A 19392-nucleotide genomic window follows, 5' to 3' on the forward strand; every position below is an offset into this window, starting at 1 on the left:
GTCCGCTTTCCCCGCACACGCGAAAGGGGCCTGAAATCGACGAACGATTTCAGACCCCTCTCCCGGGCTCCTCCGGAAAAGCGCTTCTAAAGGCTTGCCTTACTTCGCTTGCCCTACTTCGCTTGCCCTACTTCGCTTGCCCTACTTCGCTTGCCCTACTTCGGCTGCGGCTTGCGCACCGACAGGTGCAGCTCGCGCAGCCGCGCCTCCTCCAGCTCCGTCGGCGCGCCCATCATCAGGTCCTGGGCGTTGCCGTTGAGCGGGAAGGCGATGGTCTCGCGGATGTTGGGCTCGTCGGCGAGGAGCATGACGATACGGTCGACGCCCGGCGCGATGCCGCCGTGCGGCGGGGCGCCGAAGCGGAACGCGCGCAGCATGCCGGCGAACTGCTCCTCGACGGTGTCACGGTCGTAGCCCGCGATCTCGAAGGCCTTGAGCATGATGTCGGGCTCGTGGTTCCGGATCGCGCCGGAGGACAGCTCGACGCCGTTGCAGACGATGTCGTACTGCCAGCCGAGGATGTCCAGCGGGTCCTGGGTCTCCAGGGCCTCCAGACCGCCCTGCGGCATCGAGAACGGGTTGTGCGAGAAGTCGATCTTCCCGGTGTCCTCGTCCTTCTCGTACATCGGGAAGTCGACGATCCAGCAGAACCGGAAGACGCCCTCCTCGAAGTGCCCGGCGCGCTTGGCGGCCTCGACCCGCACCGCGCCCATGATCTTCGAGACCTCTTCGAACTCGCCCGCGCCGAAGAAGACCGCGTGGCCGGCGGCCAGCGACAGCCGCTTGGTCAGCTCGGCGACGTTCTCCTCGGTGAGGAACTTGGCGATCGGGCCGGACAGCGAACCGTCCTCGGCGACCCGCACCCAGGCCAGACCCTTGGCGCCCTGCTCGATCGCGTACTCGCCGAGCTGGTCGAAGAACTTGCGCGGCTGGGCCGAGACGTCCGGCACCGCGAGGGCACGCACGTGCTTGCCGGCGAACGCCTTGAACTCCGAGCCCTCGAAGACATCGGTGATGTCCACCAGTTCCAGCTGTGCCCGCAGGTCCGGCTTGTCGGAGCCGTACTTGAGCATCGCCTCACGGAACGGGATGCGCGGGAAGGGCGAGGTGACGTGCCGGCCGCCGCCGAACTCCTCGAAGAGCTCGGTCATGAGCTTCTCGATGGGCTGGAAGACGTCCTCCTGCTCGACGAAGGACATCTCCACGTCGAGCTGGTAGAACTCGCCCGGAGAACGGTCCGCGCGCGCGTCCTCGTCGCGGAAGCAGGGCGCGATCTGGAAGTACCGGTCGAAGCCCGAGATCATCAGCAGCTGCTTGAACTGCTGCGGGGCCTGGGGGAGGGCGTAGAACTTGCCCGGGTTGAGGCGCGACGGCACGACGAAGTCGCGGGCGCCCTCGGGTGAGGTGGCGGACAGGATCGGCGTCGCCATCTCGTTGAAGCCGAGGGCCGTCATCTTGTGACGGATGGCGCTGATCACGGCCGTACGCAGCATGATGTTGCGGTGCATGCGCTCGCGGCGCAGGTCGAGGAAGCGGTACTCCAGGCGCCGCTCCTCGTTGACCCCGTCCTCGGTGTTGATGGTGAAGGGGAGCGGGGCGGCAGCGCCGAGCAGCTCGACCTCGCCGACCTCGACCTCGATCTCGCCGGAAGGCAGGTCCGGGTTGATGTTCTCGGTGCCGCGCGAGACGACCTTGCCGTCGACCCGGACGGTCGACTCCTTGGAGATCTTGTCCAGCGCCTCGTAGGCCGGGGTGCCAGGGCGGGCCACCAGCTGCGTGATGCCGTAGTGATCGCGGAGATCGATGAAGAGGATGCCGCCCAGGTCGCGCCGATTGTGCAGCCAGCCGCTCAGCCGGACGTCGGTGCCGACGTCAGAGGCGCGGAGCTCGCCGCAGGTGTGGGACCTGTACCGATGCATCGTCGTTCATCCAGCCTTCGCTGATCGGGGATCTGGCGGGTGTCTCACGGCCGGTGTTCCCTCGGCCGATGTTTCACGTGAAACAACGCCAAGGGTACCGGCCACCCCGAGATCGCCTCCCCACCATTTCCCCGAGTGCCAGGACCTCCAGCTCCCCAGGGGCCAGGACCTCCAGTTCCCCAAGGAGCCGGGACCTCCAGCGCTTACCGTCGGGCAGGGCCGTCGGGAGGAGCCCACGACGACGCGGCGGCCATTCCCTGACCGGATACGCACCGTCATAGCCATGGGCAGGACCGCAAGCGGTTACTGTCGCTAGCGTCGATTGCCGTCACCTCCGTCGCCGCCGGTCGTGGTTTCTCGTCGTGGCTCCGTCATGGTCCTCATCGGCTCATGGGTCGTCATGGCTTCCGGCACCGCTCGGTGCCCGGTCCAGCTTCGGTGGCACGGTCCGATCAGCTGTTCTTAGAGTGGGTCAATGCGCACTGGTGAGCCCCCTCCCGCAGTGGGGGACGTCCTGTCCGCCCTCGCGACAGGACTGTGGACCTGGGACAGCGCTGCCGGAACCGTCACGCTGGACGCCGAGGCCGCTCGGCTCATGGGGCTGCCCGCCGAGCCGACAACTCTCACCCAAGTCGGGGCGCGCTCGCGGCTGCACCCCGTCGACTGGAACGAGATCGTCTCCGTCGTCCAACTGGCCGTCGCCGAGGACACCCTCGCCGAGGTGCGGATCCGGGTCATGGACGAACGGGGCCGGGTGATCCGTACGATCCGCAGCCGTTCCAAGCCGACCTTCGACCCGGTGCGCAAGTCCTTCGAGCTGATCGGCACCATCCAGGAGGTCACCGAGCCCTCCCCGGCGACCGCCGTCCGGGGGCCGTCCGTCACCGGCGACTGGCGGCGCTCGCGCGAGGCGTTCCTGCTGGACGCGGGCCGGGCGCTGGCTGAGGCGCGGTCCACGGCCGAGGTGCTGCGGGTCGCGGCGGGCCTGGCGATGCCCGGGTTCTCACCGGACGGACTCGCGGTCTTCGGCGTCGAGGCCGACCGCCTCACCGTCATCGGCCACCACGGGCACCAACAGGGTGACGAAGGCCCCTTCACCCATATGCCGCTGGAGACGGACTACCCGGCCGCCGAGGTGGTCCGCACCGGCCGCGCCGTCTATCTCTCCTCCCCCGAGGAGTACAAGGGGCGCTACCCAACGGCCTGGCCGCTCGCCGAACGGTTCGGCCGCCGGTCCTGGGCGTTCCTGCCGCTGACGGTCGCCGGCCGCACGATGGGCGCGTGGATGGCGGGCTTCACCCACCCCGTCACCTTCACCCCCGACGAGCGCTCGGTCCTGACCACCGTCGCGCGCATGCTCGCCCAGGCCCTCTCCCGCGCCGGCGCGGCCGAGACCGAGCGTGAACTGACCGACGGCCTGCAGCGCACGATGCTGCCGACCCTGGGCCCCGAGATACCGGGCATGAGCGTCGCCGCGCGGTACGTCCCCACCGGCGGTGGACTCCAGGTCGGCGGTGACTGGTACGACATGATCGCCCTGCCGAGCGGCCGGTTCGCGCTGGTCATCGGTGACGTCCAAGGCCATGACGTGCGCGCCGCCGGTCTGATGGGCCAGCTCCGTATAGCCCTGCGCGCCTACGCCTCCGAGGGCCACCGCCCCGACGCCGTCCTCTCCCGCGCCTCGCGCTTCCTGCACGGCATCACCGACTCCGCCGCCGACGCCTACCCCGACCTCCGCTTCGCGACCTGCCTCTACGTCGAGGTCGACCCGGCCTCCGGCGTCCTCGACATCGCGCGTGCCGGGCACCCCGACCCGGTGGTCCGCATGGCCGACGGAACGGTCCTCGTCCGGCCCACCCAGGGCGGCCTCCCCCTCGGCGTCGACCCCGACGCCGACTACCCCACCACCCGGCTGGTGCTGGAGCCGGGCGAGACCATCCTCCTGTGCACCGACGGCCTCATCGAGACCGGCGGCCACGACCTCGACACGGGCTGGCGCCGCATCCGCACGATCCTGGAAACCTTCGACACGGGCCCGACCGAGACCGAGGGGGCCTTGGAGGGTGGGGGCGCCCTGGGGGTCGGGGGCGTGCCGGGGGTCGGGGGTGCCCTGGAAGCCGGGGGAGCCGGAGGGACGGCGGAGGAGCCGGGCGCCCTCGCCCCGGCGGCCCTCGCCCCGGCGGCCCTCGCCTCGGCCGACGCGCTCGTCTCCGTTCGGCCGGAGGCCCCCGGGCTCGGGCCGGGCCGGCTGGAGGCGCTGGCCGACGCGCTCGTGCAAGGGGTGCACGGCCCCTCCTCGCACCACACGCCCGGCCCGCTCGCCGACCGGCGCGAGGACGACATAGCGATGCTGCTCCTGTGCCGGGAGAGCGAGGGACGCGGCGGCACCACCGCCGTACCGGCGCCCACCCGCCGCACCGCCCTGACCGTCGCACAGGCGGAGCCCGAGCGCATCGCCGGCGCCCGTCAGCAGGTGCGCGAGCTCCTGCACGACTGGAGCTGCGGCGACCAGGTCGACTCCGCCGTGCTCCTCGTCTCCGAGATGCTCACCAACGTCCTCGTCCACACCGACGCCGACGCCCTCCTCGTCGCCGAGATGACCGGCGACGGCGGCAAGCGCCGGATGCGGATCGAGGTCACCGACGCCAGCGACGACCTCCCCCACAAGCGCCACCCCGGTGAGCTCGCCTCCTCCGGCCGCGGGCTCGTCCTCATGGACGTGCTCGCCGACGCCTGGGGCGTGGACCCCCGCGGCGACGGCAAGAGCATCTGGTTCGAGCTGTACGAGACACCCCCGCCGGAGGGTGTGCACCCCGAGTCCCTGAACTAGGCCCTGTGGGGGAAACCGGGGCCGACCGGGACTACCCGAGCCCGGTCGGGGCCCCGACCTCGACTACCCGAACCGCCCCCTCAGCGCGTGCACCACCCCGAACGCCGCGGCCGTCAGCGGCACGGCCGGCAGCATGCCCAGTACCCCCGCGACCGACGCCCCCGCCGCGATCGCGAGCATCACCACCGCCGGATGCATCCGCACGGTGCGGCTCTGGATGGCCGGCAGCAGCACATGCCCCCTCCAAGCATCTGCACGAGCAGCACGATCCAGCAGCGCGACGGCGCACCACGCGGCCAGGCGCCGCACGGGTTCGGGAAGCAGCTGCACACCCCCAGGGCACTACGCCCCCACGGCACGTGTCGCCGGATGGGACCCCGCCCGGGTGACGCGGACGCGCGGCCCCCGATCACCGTCGCTCGTACACGATGATCACCGCCGCTCGTACACGATCACCCGTCGCCCGCGCTCCGACTCGTCCGCCACCACGGTGAAGTGCTCCTCCAGCACAGCGGCCTTCATCCGCTCCCGTCCCCCCACCGGCGGACGGGCCACCCCGGGCGCGTCGGTGACCAGCACAATCCGGTGGCGGGCCAGCATCGCGTCCCGTATCCGGGCGGGGTCGGCCTCGACTCCCTTGAGCGTCCCGGACGCCACGGGGCTCCGGACCAGCGCGATGTCCCGCAGGCCCGCGAAGTCGTCGGGGGAGACGAGCGCGGTGTCGCGCCGGGCCGACGGGGCGAAGAGGACCGCGTCGCCGGGCCGCTTCAGGTGCCGTACGTGCGCGGCCGCGGCCAGGACGTCGTCGATGCGGCTGGCGGGGGACCGTTTGGCCAGTGAGTGCGGCAACAGCGCCACCATCGCGATGCCGACCAGCACCGGTACGAGCCACGACGCCGTTCTGGGGAACCCCGGCCGGACGGTCCGCACCGCCGCGCTCAGGGCCGCCCCGATCAGCAGTGCCAGGCCCAGCATGCTGAACAGGACGTAGCGGTCAAGGAACAGGGGACGGATCAGGCACAGGCCGAGCAGGCCGAGCTGCGGCACCGCCAGCAGCGGCAGCGCGACGGCCGCCAACGACAGCCGCCCCGCCCGCGGCCGGTCCAGCAGCGCCCCCAGCCCGCCGATCGTCAGCAGGACCGCGGGGCCGATCAGCATGTGCCAGGTCAGCGGCGGTATCCAGGACACCTGGTCGGACTGCCGCCGGCTGAACAGGATCAGCGGCAGGACTCCCGCCGCGGCGACCGCCGAGACCGTCGCCCAGCGCGTCCAGGCCGCACGCGGCGCCCGTGTCCACGCCAGGGTCACCGCGTGTGCGGGCACCACCAGCAGGGACAGCCAGTTCAACAGGCCGCAGACCAGGATCAGGCCCCCGTACGCCGCCCAGAGCGCCCCTCCGCCGGCCCGCCCCCGCTGGAGCACGGTCACCAGCAGCAGCGTGGAGAATCCCGCGCCCGCCGCGATCAGCGCGTACGGGCGGCCCTCCTGGAGATGGAACTGCACAGCCGGCAGCAGCCCGAACACCAGTCCGGCCCCGAGCCCGGCCCAGAGTCCGGCCAGTCGACGGCCGATGACCGTGACACAGGCCGCCGCCCCCGCCATGGCCAGCACCGAGGGCAGCCGCAACGTCGTCGTACCGGGTCCGAAGCAGGTGAAGAGGCCGTGCATCAGCAGGTAGTAGGCCCCGTGCACGACGTCGACCTGCGCCAGCATGTGGAGGACGTCGGCGGTCGACCGTCGTGCCACCTGCCAGGTCGCGGCCTCGTCCCGCCAGACGCTGTGCTGCCGGGAGAGCCCCCACAGTCCGAGCGCGACCGTCCACAGCACCGGTGCCGACCAGACCGGCAGCCGCCGCACGGTCGCCGCGGCAGCCGAACGGACCGTCGTGACGGTCGCGCCCCCTCTGAGGAACGCCGGCGCGGGCGCGCTCAAGTGAGCGGAGAAGGGTGGGCCGGACGTCGGGATCCATCATCGTGGAACGGCCTGCGCATGGTGTCTCTCCCCGTTTCCCTGCGTGTGCGGCGGGGGAACGGGCAGGACTGAGCCCGCCCCGGCCGATGGCCGGGGCGGGATCCGAGTGGTGCGCTCTCCCCCGTGAGCGCCACCCGCTCCGGAGGTCAGCCGAAGGGGTGGGCACGCACGAACCTACGCGGCGGGGTGGCGCTCAGCCAGGCGTGGGACGGGTGGGCATGATCACCCGGTGCGGAGTGAACCCGGACGACACCCGGTGGCCCGATTGGCGAGGACGAGCCGTATTTGCCTGGTGATGGGCCCTTGCCTACAGCCCCTCGGAGGTCATCCCGTGGACCGCCGGGATCGTCCCCAGCCGGCCCTTCTGGAAGTCCTCGAACGCCTGCTGGAGTTCCTCGCGGGTGTTCATCACGAACGGGCCGTAGTGGGCCATCGGCTCACGGATCGGCTGTCCGCCGAGGAGCACGATCTCCAGGTCGGGCGCGTGGGAGTCCTGCTGCTCGTCCGCCCGGAAGGTGATCGAGGAGCCCGCGCCGAAGACCGCCGTCTGCCCGAGGCGGATGGGCCGCCGGTCCGCACCGACGGTGCCCCGCCCGGCGAGGACGTAGGCGAGAGCGTTGAAGTCCTCCCGCCACGGCAGGGTGATCTCCGCGCCCGGCGCGACGGTCGCGTGGAGCAGGGTGATCGGGGTGTGGGTGATGCCCGGCCCCTGGTGACCGTCCAGCTCACCGGCGATGACGCGCAGCAGCGCGCCGCCGTCGGGGGTGGTGAGCAGCTGGACCTGACCACCGCGGATGTCCTGGTACTTGGGGGCCATCATCTTGTCCCTGGCCGGGAGGTTCACCCACAGCTGGATGCCGTGGAACAGGCCGCCGGACATGACGAGGGCCTCCGGCGGCGCCTCGATGTGGAGGAGGCCGGAGCCGGCCGTCATCCACTGGGTGTCGCCGTTGGTGATGGTGCCGCCACCGCCGTGGCTGTCCTGGTGGTCGAAGATCCCGTCGATGATGTAGGTGACGGTCGACTGTTCTGCCACGGCTTCGCGTCAGGCTGCTTCGGTTCCGCTCTGAGAAGCGGGTGCACCAGGCCGCACGGCGAGCACACCGTTAACGGGGGCGCGCCCCAGATGGGACAGGACAACACCCAGAACAACACCTTCGGCTACGACCCCCAGCAGCTCACGCAGTACGCGCGCAAGGTTCTGGCGGCCGCGCAGTCAGCGAACGTGCCAGAGGAGGTCCGAGCCATGGTCGTCGCCGACGTGGAGGCTCTGCAGGACGAGCTCGCCGTAGCCGCACCTGAGTCCGGTCGGGTTCGCCAGCTCGCGGAGCGGGTGCTTCAGAGCGCCAGTGCTAACCTGCCCGCCCTTGGCTGGACAGGGGTTGCCCAGTTGGTATCGGCAAACCTCGGCATCCCACTCTTCTGAGCCACGAGTAGCGCTCGGCAGTCCGCACACAGTCTGCAGGACACTCGATTACGGCCGTCGCCCCCATCGCCAGTCATCAGTGAACGGCCAGGTCATCGCCCTGCGGGGAGATCCCCGCAGGGCGATGACCTGGCCCACTACTAGGTGACGGCACTCTTGACCAGGGACAGGTCCTTGTCGATCTCGGCATGCAGCGGAGGTGCGACGGCATACTCGCGGACCCGCCCGCCGCCGTGCCGACGAACCTTTCGGAGAGCTCCACCTTGTAGTCCCCGGCCTTGGGGTCTTCCTCCCCCAGCACCGGGTAGGGGACGGCCAGAATCCTAGGGCTTCAGCCCAAGGGGCATGTCAACCCGGTATCTGTCGGCGGTACGACATCGTGATCAGACCGGCAGTGAAACTGACCGCCGCCACGACTGCCGCCACGACGCTGGTGGACTCCATCAGGAGAACCGCCCACGGGTACGGCCTCTGGTCTCCCGCCAGGCCGGTGACAATGCTGACCATCACGAACATGGTCGCCGCCGCGCCACCGGCGATCGGGCCGTACCAGCTGTGTACGAGGAGAGCGAGGCCCAGCACCATGACGGTGTTTCGTCCGCCCGCCACCGCTGTCGGCATGTCCAGGAACTCCCCGAGTGCAAAACCCAGTCCCGCCGCGCTCACCCCCAGAAGCAGGAGAGCCAGCCGGTCGACAACGGCGACCGCTCGCGCCGCTGTGGTTTCGGTGGCGATGAGGCGCCGGCTCATGCAGTACGTCGTCGGGATGCACAGGATGAGCGGGACGAAGTTCATCAGCTTGATCGAGAAGGTGCCCTGCGCGGCGATCTGGGGAACCTTCGCCACGTCGTCGCGCACAAGTACAAGGAGGAGCGTCCAGGCGAACAGGGCCACAGGCAGCAGCCAGATTCTTCGTGTGCGCGCCCAGAGAGTCAACGGTCCACCCCCGGTGCCATGTCCGCCGGGTCCTCCAACTGCGGGCCCAGCGCTCGGCCCCGCTCGTTTTCGGCCTTGGCCCCCGCCCGGGCCTTCTCGTGGACCTGCTCGTCGCAGGACTCGAGGTAACTCAACTGCTGCTTGTACCAGGCGTACTGCTTCGCCTTGGGGAGGCTGCGCACCCAGCGTGCCCGGTACACACCGCTGGGGCCGTAGCTGCGGGCGGCCTCTGCCTCCGACATCCCAACCGTCAGGCCGATCCAGGCAGAAGCGGCTCCGCGCCCCGGATAAACGTAGTCATCAGGAAGGTCCGGGCAGTCGTGGAGCCCTGTCGGAACCAAGGCGCTGACGTAGACGGCCCGGCTGCGGTGGCGGGTCACCGGCTTCTGGAGGAAGGTTCGCCAGGTGTCGCGTGCCAGCGGTAGATCCTCCGAGACGAAGGCCAGCTTGCGGGGTGGGGTGAAGCCGACTTCTCGCAGGCGGGGCAGCGCGTGTTGAGCGGAGCGGTGCAGCGCGGGGATGTCGTCGGCGAACTCGCCAGGCACACAGATCACCGGGGCAGTTCGCTCACACGTCGTTGCCCAAGTGCGGGGAACGGTGGGGTCGGCGTAGCGCGGGGCGTCACTCACCAGAGGATACGACGCCCCGAAGCCCGCGAGGACGCAGCAGGCCACGGCGGCGGCGCGCAGCGCCGGACGTGAGAGCAGGCTGAGCGCGACAAGACCGAGCAGCAGCCCGAGAGCCAGGATCGCCGGTGCCATGAGGTAGGCGCGGTCCACGACATCCGTATAGGTCGGAGTGCTCATGTCGAATCCGGATACCGCCCGCAGCCATGGGATACCCAGCGTATAGGCGACGAAGACCCACAGCGCCGTGATCACCACCGCGAGGGGGCGGGCGATAACGGGCGGAAGGGAGAGCCCGAGGAAGAAACCGACTGCCACTGCGCTGAAGGGGATCGCAAGACTTCGGACCATGGGAACGGTGTCGTGGAGCCCTGGTGCGGGGCCTCCCAGATAGCTGATCACCAACAGGAAGGACGCCACCCAGCTGATGATCACCAGGGCCAGGGTGGGGGCCATCGCATCGACAAATATTCGCAGCAGGTGGCGGCTGGACGGGGCGGCTGTGATCCGAGCCTGGCGAAGCCTCCCTGCGTCCCAGGCGGCCACCAAGGCTATTCCCAGCGCGGCGACCCTCAGGGCCACCGAGACCACGACGATGGAATCCTCACCGGTGAACGGCGAGGGCTGGTAGGCGGTGAAGTATATGGCCAGAGCCACCGTCGGGGCTCCGAGCCCTATGACGGCCGAGTGTCGAGCGAAGGGGAATCGGTTCACCACGAGATCGCCCCATCGATCTCGGTGAACGCCTGATAAGCGGAGGTGGCCCGCTGTTCGTCGGATGTCGCCGTCGCGCTCGCGTGGGAAAGGAAGTCCACCACCGTTCCCGAGAAACGCACCTGACCGTCCAACAGAACCACGACCGAGTCATACGAGTTGGCGATGTCCGAGGTGTCATGGGTGGAGAGAACGATGTGCACCTCCTTGGACAGATCGGCGAGAATCTGGTGGAAGACCTGCCGCTGCCGGGGATCCATGCCCGCTGTCGGCTCATCGAGGAGAAGGACCTCTGCGTCATGTACGAGGGCCTGCGCCACTGCGACGCGCCGCTGCTGCCCCCCGGAGAGTTCCTGGACCTTGTCACCCGCCCGATCGGCCAGCTCCACGCGGTTCAGGGCCTTGAGAGCCTGACGCCACGCCTCGCGCCGGGGCATCCCCTTGAGCCAACCGGAATACGCGACCTGATCCCGGGCCGTGAGCCCCGGCACCTGCCCCACCTGCTGAGGCATCCATGCCACACGCCTACGGAACGCGGGCAGCGCGCGACGCCGGCCGGTGCTCAGGTCGCCATAGGTGACGGAACCGGAATCGGGGCGCAGCGCAGATGCGCACAAGCCCAACAGGGTACTCTTTCCCGCTCCGTTCGGCCCCAGGAGCACGGTCCGCCCGGGCGGCAGTGTGTAGCTGAGATCACGCAGCACCGGGCGTCTACGCCGATAGGAGAAGAAACACTCGGACATCGAAATGGGCATGCGACACCTTGGTATTTCAGCGTGGGGGTGCCTCTGTCTGTTTCATCAAGAGGCAGGTGGAGACCTGCGTTTCAGGTCTCCACCCAGGTATTCAGAATCCAGTGTCACCTAGAATGACATACGGGTCTGATCGACGCTGATAGTCGGGCCGACTATCGAATTTCCATCGATCTTGGTGATGCGGAAGTAATAGTCGTGACCCTCGGTTCCGGCACCCCACTCGCCGGACGACGTTCCACCGTTGAAGCATGCCGTGTACGTCTTTGTGTCGAATCCGGTGTCGGGTCCGATGACAGCACGACGCAGCTGAACAGTCACACTTCTACCCAACTCCGTATGGCATCCGGTGAAGTCCACCTTGTTCCCGCCGCTACCTCCGTCATCGGTCACAGGCTTCGAGTTGAAGCCGGCGACTCCAGCCTGTATGAACGAGTACTTCACGACAGCCCAAGCGGGGCTCGCGAGGGCCAATGGGAGGGTCGAGATGGAAGCAACCATACCGATCCGCTTCCAGGTACTACGGGTTCCGAACTTACGCACAGTTGTACCTCTTGATTGGAATCGCGAGCAGGCGCGTGCATCACGAGGTGAATTGAGCGAAGGCCGCATTGGCGGGAATCCCCCGCGAGGGATTTTGAGTGTACATCCACAACGTTGGGCTTCACGGCAGTTATTGATCCGAAACGGTAGGTGCTCTGGGTCGTTGATCCCTGCGTGAGCGAACTGGTAGGGGACGCACGGCAGTTGTCGCCGTCAGCGCAGGAGGCTCTTCGGCTGCGGGCGGTGGCCGCGTTGGTGGCGGGCCGGACTCGCGAGGATGTCGCGGCGGTGTTCCGGGTCTCGCTCAAGGCGGTGGACAACTGGTGGGGGAAGTGGCTGGCCAGCGCGAAGCGCTCGTAGCTCAGCCGCGGGGTCGGCGAACATCAGGTTCTCGGCGCCGTCGAGCAGCAGGCGATCCGGCAGGCCGTACTGGATCACCGTCCCTGTGACCTGGGGCTGGCGGGGCAGCTGTGGACGCGGGCGGGAGTGGGGGACCTGATCGCGAAGCTGTACCGGGTGCGGCTGACCGATCAGGGCATGGGCAAGTACCTGCGCCGCTGGGGCCTGTCCTTCCAGCGCCCGGACTAGCGGGCCGTCGAACAGGACGCGGAAGCGGTCCGCGTCTGGCGGGAGGAGACCTGGCCGGCGATCCGGGCCAGGGCGAGGGCCGCGGGCGGGGAGGTGCTCTTCGCCGACCAGGTCGGCATCCGTTCCGACCAGATCACCGGCCGCACCTGGGGCGCCAAGGGGTGCACCCCCATCGTGCGCTGCACGGGCAACCGGTTCTCGGTGAACGCGATGTCCGCGATCAGCACGAAGGGCCGCATGCACTTCATGGTCTTCACCGAGACCTTCGACGCCGACGTCATGGGCCGCTTCCTGGACCGGCTCGTAGGCCACTTCGACCACAAAGTGCACCTCGTCGTGGACGGCCACTCCGCTCACCGCTTCCGATCACCCGGACCGCATCGAGCTGCACTTCCTGCCGTCGTACTCGCCGGAACTGAACCCCGACGAACTGGTCAACGCCGACCTCAAACGGAGCCTGCCCATGCACAACCGGGCCCGCGACCAGGCCCAACTCGCCGCCGAGTCCCGCCGGTTCTTCCACCGACGCCAACGTCAGCCACACATCGTCCGCGGCTACTTCGGCGGACCCCACGTCCGCTACATCCTCGAACAGAACCCTTTGAGTTTCGGATCAATAGTCTTCCGTCGCGGTGTTCCTTTTTGCGTACGCCCTGGTGGTCTTCGCGGAGATCTGCGACGTGGACCTCTCCCGCGACCTGTTTCCCGCGCGACCGACGAGGCCACCGAAGAACTCGATGCCTGGCGTCAACGGCCCAGGAGCCGGTCCGGTCTCTGGGTGCGTCGATCTCGGCCGCGCCGAGGTCGGTCAGTACCCGCTTGCGTGACGTGTCATCGCGCGAATTGCCTGGGCCGGCCCTGGTCTCGTCGCCCTTCTCGTGGCCGAGGCTTACATGGAGGTTCAGGGCGTCAGCGCGCTGCACTCCGAGCCTAAGAAGGTCAGCCCTCTGGAGTCGACGTACGGAGTTCTGCGCGCGCAGGCGATGACTCCTCGAGATGGTGGCCATGGTCGAGGAGAAGCTTCACTTCACATACCAGTCCGCACACAGTCCGCAGGACACCCAATAAAGTCCATCGCACCCCGTCGCCAACAATCAAGAAAAGGCCAGGCCAGAGACCCACAGCAAAGATCACTGCAGGTCGCAGACCCGGCCGATTACTTGGAGACCAAGAAGGCGGCTTCGAGCGCGGACGAGCCTCACCCCTTTCCGGGCGGACTCGTCCACATGCGGCCGTAGTGATCCCTACAGTCCGCCCTCAGACATGCCGTGCACTGCCGGGATCGTTCCCAGCCGCCCCTTCTGGAAGTCCTCGAACGCCTGCTGCAGCTCGTCCTTGGTGTTCATGACGAACGGGCCGTAGTGCGCCATCGGCTCACGGATCGGCTGTCCGCCCAGCAGCACGACCTCCAGGTCCGGCGTGTTCGCGTCCTGCTTCTCGTCCGCGCGGACCGTCAGCGAGGAGCCCGCGCCGAAGACCGCGGTCTGCCCCAGATGGATCGGGCGGCGCTCCGCGCCGACCGCGCCCTTGCCCGCGAGGACGTACGCCAGGCCGTTGAAGTCCTCCCGCCACGGAAGAGTGAGCTCCGCGCCGGGCGCGAGGGTCGCGTGGACCATGGTGATCGGGGTGTGGGTGATGCCGGGCCCCGCGTGCCCGTCCAGCTCGCCGGCGATGACCCGCAGCAGCGCGCCGCCGTCGGGGGTGGTGAGGAGCTGCACGTGCCCGCCGCGGATGTCCTGGTAGCGCGGCGCCATCATCTTGTCCTTGGCCGGCAGGTTCACCCACAGCTGCAGGCCGTGGAAGAGACCGCCGGACATGACCAGCGACTCCGGCGGCGCCTCGATGTGGAGCAGGCCCGAGCCGGCCGTCATCCACTGGGTGTCGCCGTTGGTGATGGTGCCGCCGCCGCCCTGGCTGTCCTGGTGGTCGAAGATGCCGTCGATGATGTAGGTGACGGTCTCGAAGCCGCGGTGCGGGTGCCACGGGGTCCCTTTCGGTTCCCCAGGCTGATACTCAACCTCACCCATCTGATCCATCATGATGAACGGGTCCAGATGGCGGTAGTTGATCCCCGCGAACGCCCGGCGAACGGGGAAACCCTCACCTTCGAAGCCGCTCGGCGCGGTCGTCACACCAAGCACAGGACGGGCCACGGCATCGACCGACGCGGCCACGCGCGGGAGGGTCAAGGGGTTGTCGACGGTTACAGCAGGCATGGGTCCGACTCTCCTCTTGGTGGAAGTTTCCGCAGGTCAGCGAGCATCCGTCGGGATACTCCCCCAACTGATAGAGTCCTTGGGCTCTCCCGGCGCGTAGTCCACCTCGCCCATCTGGTCCATCATGATGAACGGGTCGAGGTGCTGGTAGTTGATCCCCGCGAACGCCCGGCGAACCGGGAAGCCCTCGCCCTCGAACCCACTGGGCGCGGTCGTCACGGCGAGCACCGGACGGGCCACCGCGTCGGTCGGTGCGGCGACACGGGGCAGGGTCAGCGGGTTCTCGACGGTCACTGCGGGCATGTCGGTACCTCCTTGTGCGCTCAGTTTAGTTGACTATTGAACTTCCTGCCACCCTCAACAGCACACAAGCCGCCCCGCATTCCCACCAGGGCCGCACCCCGGGGCTCGCTCTGAAGGGGCGCGGGGAACTGCGCGAACAACTTCCACAGCCCCGCACTCCGCAACGAACCGCACCCCACCACCGCGGACCCGGAACCCGGCCCAACCAGCGGAGCTATCCGTACATCCGCCGCATCGCGAACTCCACCATCTGCTCCACGGCCTTCGCATCGAAGACCATCCGATGCTCCCCCTCCATGTCGAGGACGAAGCCGTACCCGGTCGGCAGCAGATCGATCACCTCCGCTCCGGTGATCACGAAGTACTTGGACTCCTTGCCGGCGTACCGACGCAGCTCCTTCAGCGAGGTGAACATCGGGATCACCGGCTGCTGAGTGTTGTGCAGCGCCAGGAACCCGGGGTTGTCCCCGCGCGGGCAGTACACCTTGGACGAGGCGAAGACCTGCTGGAAGTCCTCCGCCGCCATCTGCCCGGTGGTGAAGGCCCGCACCGCGTCCGCGAGGGAGGGCGGGGACGGCTCCGGGTACAGGGGAGGCTGCTGCCCGTAACCGCCCCCCATCTGGCCGCCGGGCATCTGCCCGGGCATCTGCTGCTGCGGCGGCGGGGCGTACTGCTGCTGAGGGCCGGCGCTCTGGTCGTAGCCGTACATGCGGCAAAGCGTAACGAGTCACAGATGGACGGCTCGGGGTTGCATCTTATTACCGGTGGGTAGCATCATCGACAGAGAAGCTACTCGTTGGTATGTGAACTAGCGCGAGGATCCAGTGCCTCGCCGATCTCTCTTACGGAGCCGTCGCCATGGGGCACTACAAGTCGAATCTCCGCGACATCGAGTTCAACCTCTTCGAGGTGCTCGGGCGCGACAAGCTGTACGGCACCGGTCCGTTCGCGGAGATGGACACGGACACCGCGAAGAGCATCCTGGAGGAGCTGGCCCGGCTCTCGGAGAACGAGCTGGCGGAATCCTTCACGGACGCCGACCGCAACCCGCCGGTCTTCGACCCGGAGACGAACACCGCGCCGGTACCGGCATCCTTCAAGAAGAGCTACAAGGCCTTCATGGACTCCGAGTACTGGCGGCTCGGCCTGCCCGAGGAGATCGGCGGCACCACCTCGCCCCGCTCCCTGATCTGGGCCTTCGCCGAGCTGATCCTGGGCGCCAACCCGGCCGTCTGGATGTACTCCTCGGGCCCCGCGTTCGCCGGCATCCTCTTCGAGGAGGGCAACGAGGTCCAGAAGCACATCGCCAAGGTCGCCGTGGAGAAGCAGTGGGGCTCCACGATGGTCCTCACCGAGCCCGACGCGGGCTCCGACGTCGGCGCCGGCCGCACCAAGGCGGTCCAGCAGGAGGACGGCTCCTGGCACATCGAGGGCGTCAAGCGCTTCATCACCTCCGGTGAGCACGACATGGAGGAGAACATCCTCCACTACGTCCTCGCCCGCCCCGAGGGCCACGGCCCCGGCACCAAGGGCCTGTCCCTCTTCCTCGTCCCGAAGTACCTCTTCGACTTCGAGACCGGCGAGCTGGGCGAGCGCAACGGCGTGTACGCGACGAACGTCGAGCACAAGATGGGCCTCAAGGCCTCCAACACCTGCGAGATGACCTTCGGCGACCGCCACCCGGCCAAGGGCTGGCTGATCGGCGACAAGCACGACGGCATCCGCCAGATGTTCCGCATCATCGAGTTCGCCCGCATGATGGTCGGCACGAAGGCGATCTCCACACTCTCCACGGGCTACCTGAACGCGCTGGAGTACGCCAAGGAGCGCGTCCAGGGCCCCGACCTGGCGAACTTCATGGACAAGACCGCGCCCAAGGTCACCATCACCCACCACCCCGACGTCCGCCGCTCGCTGATGACGCAGAAGGCGTACGCGGAGGGCATGCGCGCCCTCGTCCTCTACACCGCCTCCATCCAGGACGAGATCCAGGTCAAGGAGGCGGCGGGCGAGGACGTCTCCGCCCTGGAGGCCCTGAACGACCTGCTCCTGCCCATCGTCAAGGGCTACGGCTCCGAGAAGGGCTACGAGCAGCTCGCCCAGTCCCTGCAGATCTTCGGCGGCTCCGGGTTCCTCCAGGAGTACCCGATCGAGCAGTACATCCGCGACGCCAAGATCGACACCCTCTACGAGGGCACCACCGCGATCCAGGGCCAGGACTTCTTCTTCCGGAAGATCGTCCGCAACCAGGGCGCCGCGCTGAACACCCTCGCCGAGGAGATCAAGAAGTTCCTGGCGCTCGGGGAGGGCGGCGAGCAGCTGGACGGCGCCCGCGAGCACCTCGCCAAGGCCGCCGTCGAGCTGGAGGCCATCGTCGGCCTCCTCCTCACCGACCTCGCCGCCACCGAGCAGGACGTCAAGAACATCTACAAGGTGGGCCTCAACACCACCCGCCTGCTGATGGCCTCCGGTGACGTCGTCGTCGGCTACCTGCTCCTCAAGGGCGCCGCCGTCGCCGCCGAGAAGCTGGAGAACGCCTCCGCCAAGGACAAGGCTTTCTACACCGGCAAGATCGCGGCGGCGAAGTTCTTCGCGGCCAACGTCCTCCCGGGCGTCACCCTCGCCCGCAAGATCTCCGAGGGCGTCGACCTGGACCTGATGGAGCTGGACGAGGCGGCGTTCTAGCCGGCATCCAAGGCGGCTCACCAGCCTGCCCCTCCCCGGCCGCACCCCGGTCGTGGCGCCGGACGGACCCTGCCCGTCCGTCCGGCGCCTCCCCCTCCGCACGCTCACCACGAGGGCCCGCTCCCATCCCCAGGGAGTGGGCCCTCGTACGTCGTTAAGGTGAACCCCATGCGCACACCCCCACACTTCGATCGCGGCCACACCGACGACCTCATGACCTTCCTGGCGAGCAGCCCCACCCCGTACCACGCGGTGGCGAGCGCCGCGGAACGGCTGGAGAAGGCAGGCTTCCGGCAGGTCTCGGAGGCCGACGCGTGGGACGGCTCGCTGGGCGGCCGCTACGTGCTGCGCGGGGGCGCGATCATCGCCTGGTACGTCCCGAAGGGCGCCCACCCTCACACCCCCTTCCGCATCATCGGTGCCCACACCGACTCCCCCAATCTGCGGGTCAAACCCCGCCCCGACAGCGGCGCCCACGGCTGGCGCCAGGTCGCCGTCGAGATCTACGGCGGCCCGCTGATGAACTCCTGGCTAGACCGCGACCTCGGCATCGCCGGCCGGCTCTCCCTGCGCGACGGCACCAGCCGCCTCGTCAATGTCGACAGACCCCTCCTGCGCGTCCCCCAACTCGCCATCCACCTCGACCGGACGGTCTCCTCCGAGGGCCTCAAGCTCGACAAGCAGCGCCACCTCCAGCCCGTCTGGGGCCTCGGCGACGACGTCCGCGACGGCGACCTGATCGCCTTCCTGGAGGAGGAGGCGGGCATCCCCGCCGGCGAGGTCACCGGCTGGGACCTGATGACCCACTCCGTCGAACCGCCCGCCTACCTGGGCCGCGACAACGAACTGCTCGCCGGCCCCCGCATGGACAACCTCCTCTCCGTGCACGCCGGTACGGCCGCACTCGCCTCCGTCGCCGGCTCGGGCGACGAACTCCCCCACATCCCCGTCCTCGCCGCCTTCGACCACGAGGAGAACGGCTCCCAGTCCGACACCGGCGCCGACGGCCCGCTGCTCGGCGGGGTGCTGGAGCGCTCGGTCTTCTCCCGCGGCGGCTCCTACGAGGACCGGGCACGGGCCTTCGCCGGCACCGTCTGTCTCTCCTCCGACACCGGCCACGCCGTCCACCCCAACTACGCCGAGCGCCACGACCCGACGCACCACCCCCGCGCGGACGCCGGCCCGATCCTGAAGGTCAACGTCAACAACCGCTACGCCACCGACGGTTCGGGCCGCGCCGTCTTCGCCGCCGCCTGCGAGAAGGCCGGAGTGCCCTTCCAGACGTTCGTCTCCAACAACTCCATGCCCTGCGGCACCACCATCGGCCCCATCACCGCCGCCCGGCACGGCATCCGCACCGTCGACATCGGCGTGGCCATCCTCTCGATGCACAGCGTCCGCGAGCTGTGCGGAGCGAAGGACCCCTACCTCCTGGCGAACGCCCTGGCGGCCTTCCTGGGGGGCTGACCCGCGGCCGTGCACCCCGTCCCGCCCTCAACGCCTGTTACTGACCGGCCTGTCCGGGTACCCGATGTCAACCGGTAGGACCGAACGACCGGAACGACCGGCCGCCCCAACCGGACACAGGGAGGAACACTCATGGGCCTGGGCGGGTGCATCATTCTGATCGCCGTGGGGGCCATCCTCACGTTCGCCACCGACTGGGACATGCAAGGGGTCAACCTCGACCTGGTCGGCATCATCTTCATGATCGTCGGACTCATCGGAGTCGCGACGTTCAGCAGTATCGCCAGGCGGAGGCGGGTGGTGGTGCCCCCCACCACCCCGGTCGTGGACGAGACCGGCCAGCAGCGGGGCGGCTACCAGGGCTACTGAGCCGGCCACACGGCCTGGTCCGGGCCTGGGCCATGGCCGGTCCTGGT

General features: G+C 68.8%; 14 protein-coding genes and 4 pseudogenes. 8 read left to right on the forward strand and 10 right to left on the reverse strand.

What is annotated here, in order from left to right; all coding sequences use genetic code 11:
- Positions 1 to 155: 155 nt before the first annotated feature.
- Positions 156 to 1919, reverse strand: coding sequence for an aspartate--tRNA ligase (gene aspS / locus P8T65_RS22625; protein ID WP_230215445.1), 1764 nt, complete (start codon positions 1917 to 1919; stop codon positions 156 to 158).
- 475 nt (positions 1920 to 2394) lie between these two features.
- Here aspS and P8T65_RS22630 point away from each other — a divergent pair, with 475 nt between their 5' ends.
- Positions 2395 to 4749, forward strand: a complete 2355-nt coding sequence (locus P8T65_RS22630; RefSeq protein ID WP_316727114.1) for a SpoIIE family protein phosphatase — start codon at positions 2395 to 2397, stop codon at positions 4747 to 4749.
- A gap of 63 nt (positions 4750 to 4812) precedes the next feature.
- On the opposite strand, the pseudogene P8T65_RS22635 reads toward P8T65_RS22630, so the two are convergent.
- From P8T65_RS22635 to P8T65_RS22645, 3 genes and pseudogenes are all read right to left on the reverse strand, one after another.
- A pseudogene (locus tag P8T65_RS22635) lies at positions 4813 to 5031 on the reverse strand (AI-2E family transporter); the annotation flags it as partial.
- A 150-nt stretch (positions 5032 to 5181) separates the two neighbouring features.
- A complete protein-coding gene (locus P8T65_RS22640) occupies positions 5182 to 6606 on the reverse strand; it encodes a hypothetical protein (protein WP_316731672.1) in 1425 nt (474 codons plus the stop codon).
- Between the two features lie 421 nt (positions 6607 to 7027).
- Positions 7028 to 7741, reverse strand: a pseudogene (locus P8T65_RS22645) (pirin family protein); the annotation flags it as partial.
- Between the two features lie 105 nt (positions 7742 to 7846).
- Between P8T65_RS22645 and P8T65_RS22650 the strand changes: the two are divergent.
- The gene (locus tag P8T65_RS22650) at positions 7847 to 8146 is read left to right on the forward strand and encodes a hypothetical protein (protein WP_316727115.1); all 300 of its coding nucleotides are present in this window, start codon (positions 7847 to 7849) and stop codon (positions 8144 to 8146) included.
- Between the two features lie 348 nt (positions 8147 to 8494).
- Here the strand turns inward: P8T65_RS22650 and P8T65_RS22655 are convergent, their stop codons facing one another.
- The 3 genes from P8T65_RS22655 to P8T65_RS22665 are packed head-to-tail and all read right to left on the reverse strand — an operon-like array spanning position 8495 to position 11177.
- Entirely contained in the window at positions 8495 to 9082 is a 588-nt protein-coding gene (locus P8T65_RS22655) for a hypothetical protein (RefSeq protein ID WP_316727116.1), read from the reverse strand.
- Positions 9079 to 10365 carry a hypothetical protein gene (locus P8T65_RS22660; protein WP_316727117.1) on the reverse strand — a complete coding sequence of 429 codons (1287 nt, stop codon included), beginning with the start codon at positions 10363 to 10365 and terminating at the stop codon, positions 9079 to 9081. The genes P8T65_RS22655 and P8T65_RS22660 overlap by 4 nt, the downstream gene beginning before the upstream one ends.
- A gap of 53 nt (positions 10366 to 10418) precedes the next feature.
- Positions 10419 to 11177, reverse strand: a complete 759-nt coding sequence (locus P8T65_RS22665) for an ATP-binding cassette domain-containing protein (protein WP_316727118.1) — start codon at positions 11175 to 11177, stop codon at positions 10419 to 10421.
- A 714-nt stretch (positions 11178 to 11891) separates the two neighbouring features.
- Between P8T65_RS22665 and P8T65_RS47310 the strand changes: the two genes are divergently transcribed.
- The 3 genes and pseudogenes from P8T65_RS47310 (at position 11892) to P8T65_RS47320 (ending at position 13239) form a co-directional block, all read left to right on the forward strand.
- Positions 11892 to 12077: a hypothetical protein gene (locus P8T65_RS47310; RefSeq protein WP_399099755.1), complete on the forward strand. Its 186-nt coding sequence runs from the start codon at positions 11892 to 11894 to the stop codon at positions 12075 to 12077.
- Positions 12078 to 12203: 126 nt separating this feature from the next.
- A complete protein-coding gene (locus P8T65_RS47315) occupies positions 12204 to 12305 on the forward strand; it encodes a winged helix-turn-helix domain-containing protein (RefSeq protein ID WP_399099758.1) in 102 nt (33 codons plus the stop codon).
- A 93-nt stretch (positions 12306 to 12398) separates the two neighbouring features.
- Positions 12399 to 13239, forward strand: a pseudogene (locus tag P8T65_RS47320) (IS630 family transposase).
- Between the two features lie 310 nt (positions 13240 to 13549).
- Here the strand turns inward: P8T65_RS47320 and P8T65_RS22675 are convergent.
- From P8T65_RS22675 to P8T65_RS22685, 3 genes and pseudogenes are all read right to left on the reverse strand, one after another.
- Entirely contained in the window at positions 13550 to 14521 is a 972-nt protein-coding gene (locus P8T65_RS22675; RefSeq protein WP_316727119.1) for a pirin family protein, read from the reverse strand.
- Positions 14522 to 14614: 93 nt separating this feature from the next.
- Positions 14615 to 14824, reverse strand: a pseudogene (locus tag P8T65_RS22680) (pirin family protein); the annotation flags it as partial.
- Between the two features lie 214 nt (positions 14825 to 15038).
- On the reverse strand, positions 15039 to 15533 hold the full coding sequence (locus P8T65_RS22685; RefSeq protein ID WP_184906245.1) for an SseB family protein: 495 nt from the start codon (positions 15531 to 15533) through the stop codon (positions 15039 to 15041).
- Positions 15534 to 15682: 149 nt separating this feature from the next.
- Between P8T65_RS22685 and P8T65_RS22690 the strand changes: the two genes are divergently transcribed.
- The 3 genes from P8T65_RS22690 (at position 15683) to P8T65_RS22700 (ending at position 19345) form a co-directional block, all read left to right on the forward strand.
- Positions 15683 to 17509 (forward strand): acyl-CoA dehydrogenase, encoded by a 1827-nt coding sequence (locus P8T65_RS22690; RefSeq protein ID WP_184906247.1) that lies wholly within the window; start codon positions 15683 to 15685, stop codon positions 17507 to 17509.
- A 168-nt stretch (positions 17510 to 17677) separates the two neighbouring features.
- Positions 17678 to 18976 (forward strand): M18 family aminopeptidase, encoded by a 1299-nt coding sequence (locus tag P8T65_RS22695; protein WP_316727121.1) that lies wholly within the window; start codon positions 17678 to 17680, stop codon positions 18974 to 18976.
- 132 nt (positions 18977 to 19108) lie between these two features.
- A complete protein-coding gene (locus P8T65_RS22700) occupies positions 19109 to 19345 on the forward strand; it encodes a DUF6458 family protein (protein WP_215457022.1) in 237 nt (78 codons plus the stop codon).
- Positions 19346 to 19392: the final 47 nt, after the last annotated feature.

Source organism: Streptomyces sp. 11x1 (assembly GCF_032598905.1).
Classification (GTDB): domain Bacteria; phylum Actinomycetota; class Actinomycetes; order Streptomycetales; family Streptomycetaceae; genus Streptomyces.

Coding starts and splice junctions, on each gene's coding strand:
- aspS (WP_230215445.1), bottom strand. CDS start 1,919: ATGCATCGGTACAGGTCCCACACCTGCGGCGAGCTCCGCGCCTCTGAC.
- P8T65_RS22630 (WP_316727114.1), top strand. CDS start 2,395: ATGCGCACTGGTGAGCCCCCTCCCGCAGTGGGGGACGTCCTGTCCGCC.
- P8T65_RS22650 (WP_316727115.1), top strand. CDS start 7,847: ATGGGACAGGACAACACCCAGAACAACACCTTCGGCTACGACCCCCAG.
- P8T65_RS22665 (WP_316727118.1), bottom strand. CDS start 11,177: ATGCCCATTTCGATGTCCGAGTGTTTCTTCTCCTATCGGCGTAGACGC.
- P8T65_RS22675 (WP_316727119.1), bottom strand. CDS start 14,521: ATGCCTGCTGTAACCGTCGACAACCCCTTGACCCTCCCGCGCGTGGCC.
- P8T65_RS22685 (WP_184906245.1), bottom strand. CDS start 15,533: ATGTACGGCTACGACCAGAGCGCCGGCCCTCAGCAGCAGTACGCCCCG.
- P8T65_RS22690 (WP_184906247.1), top strand. CDS start 15,683: ATGGGGCACTACAAGTCGAATCTCCGCGACATCGAGTTCAACCTCTTC.
- P8T65_RS22695 (WP_316727121.1), top strand. CDS start 17,678: ATGCGCACACCCCCACACTTCGATCGCGGCCACACCGACGACCTCATG.
- P8T65_RS22700 (WP_215457022.1), top strand. CDS start 19,109: ATGGGCCTGGGCGGGTGCATCATTCTGATCGCCGTGGGGGCCATCCTC.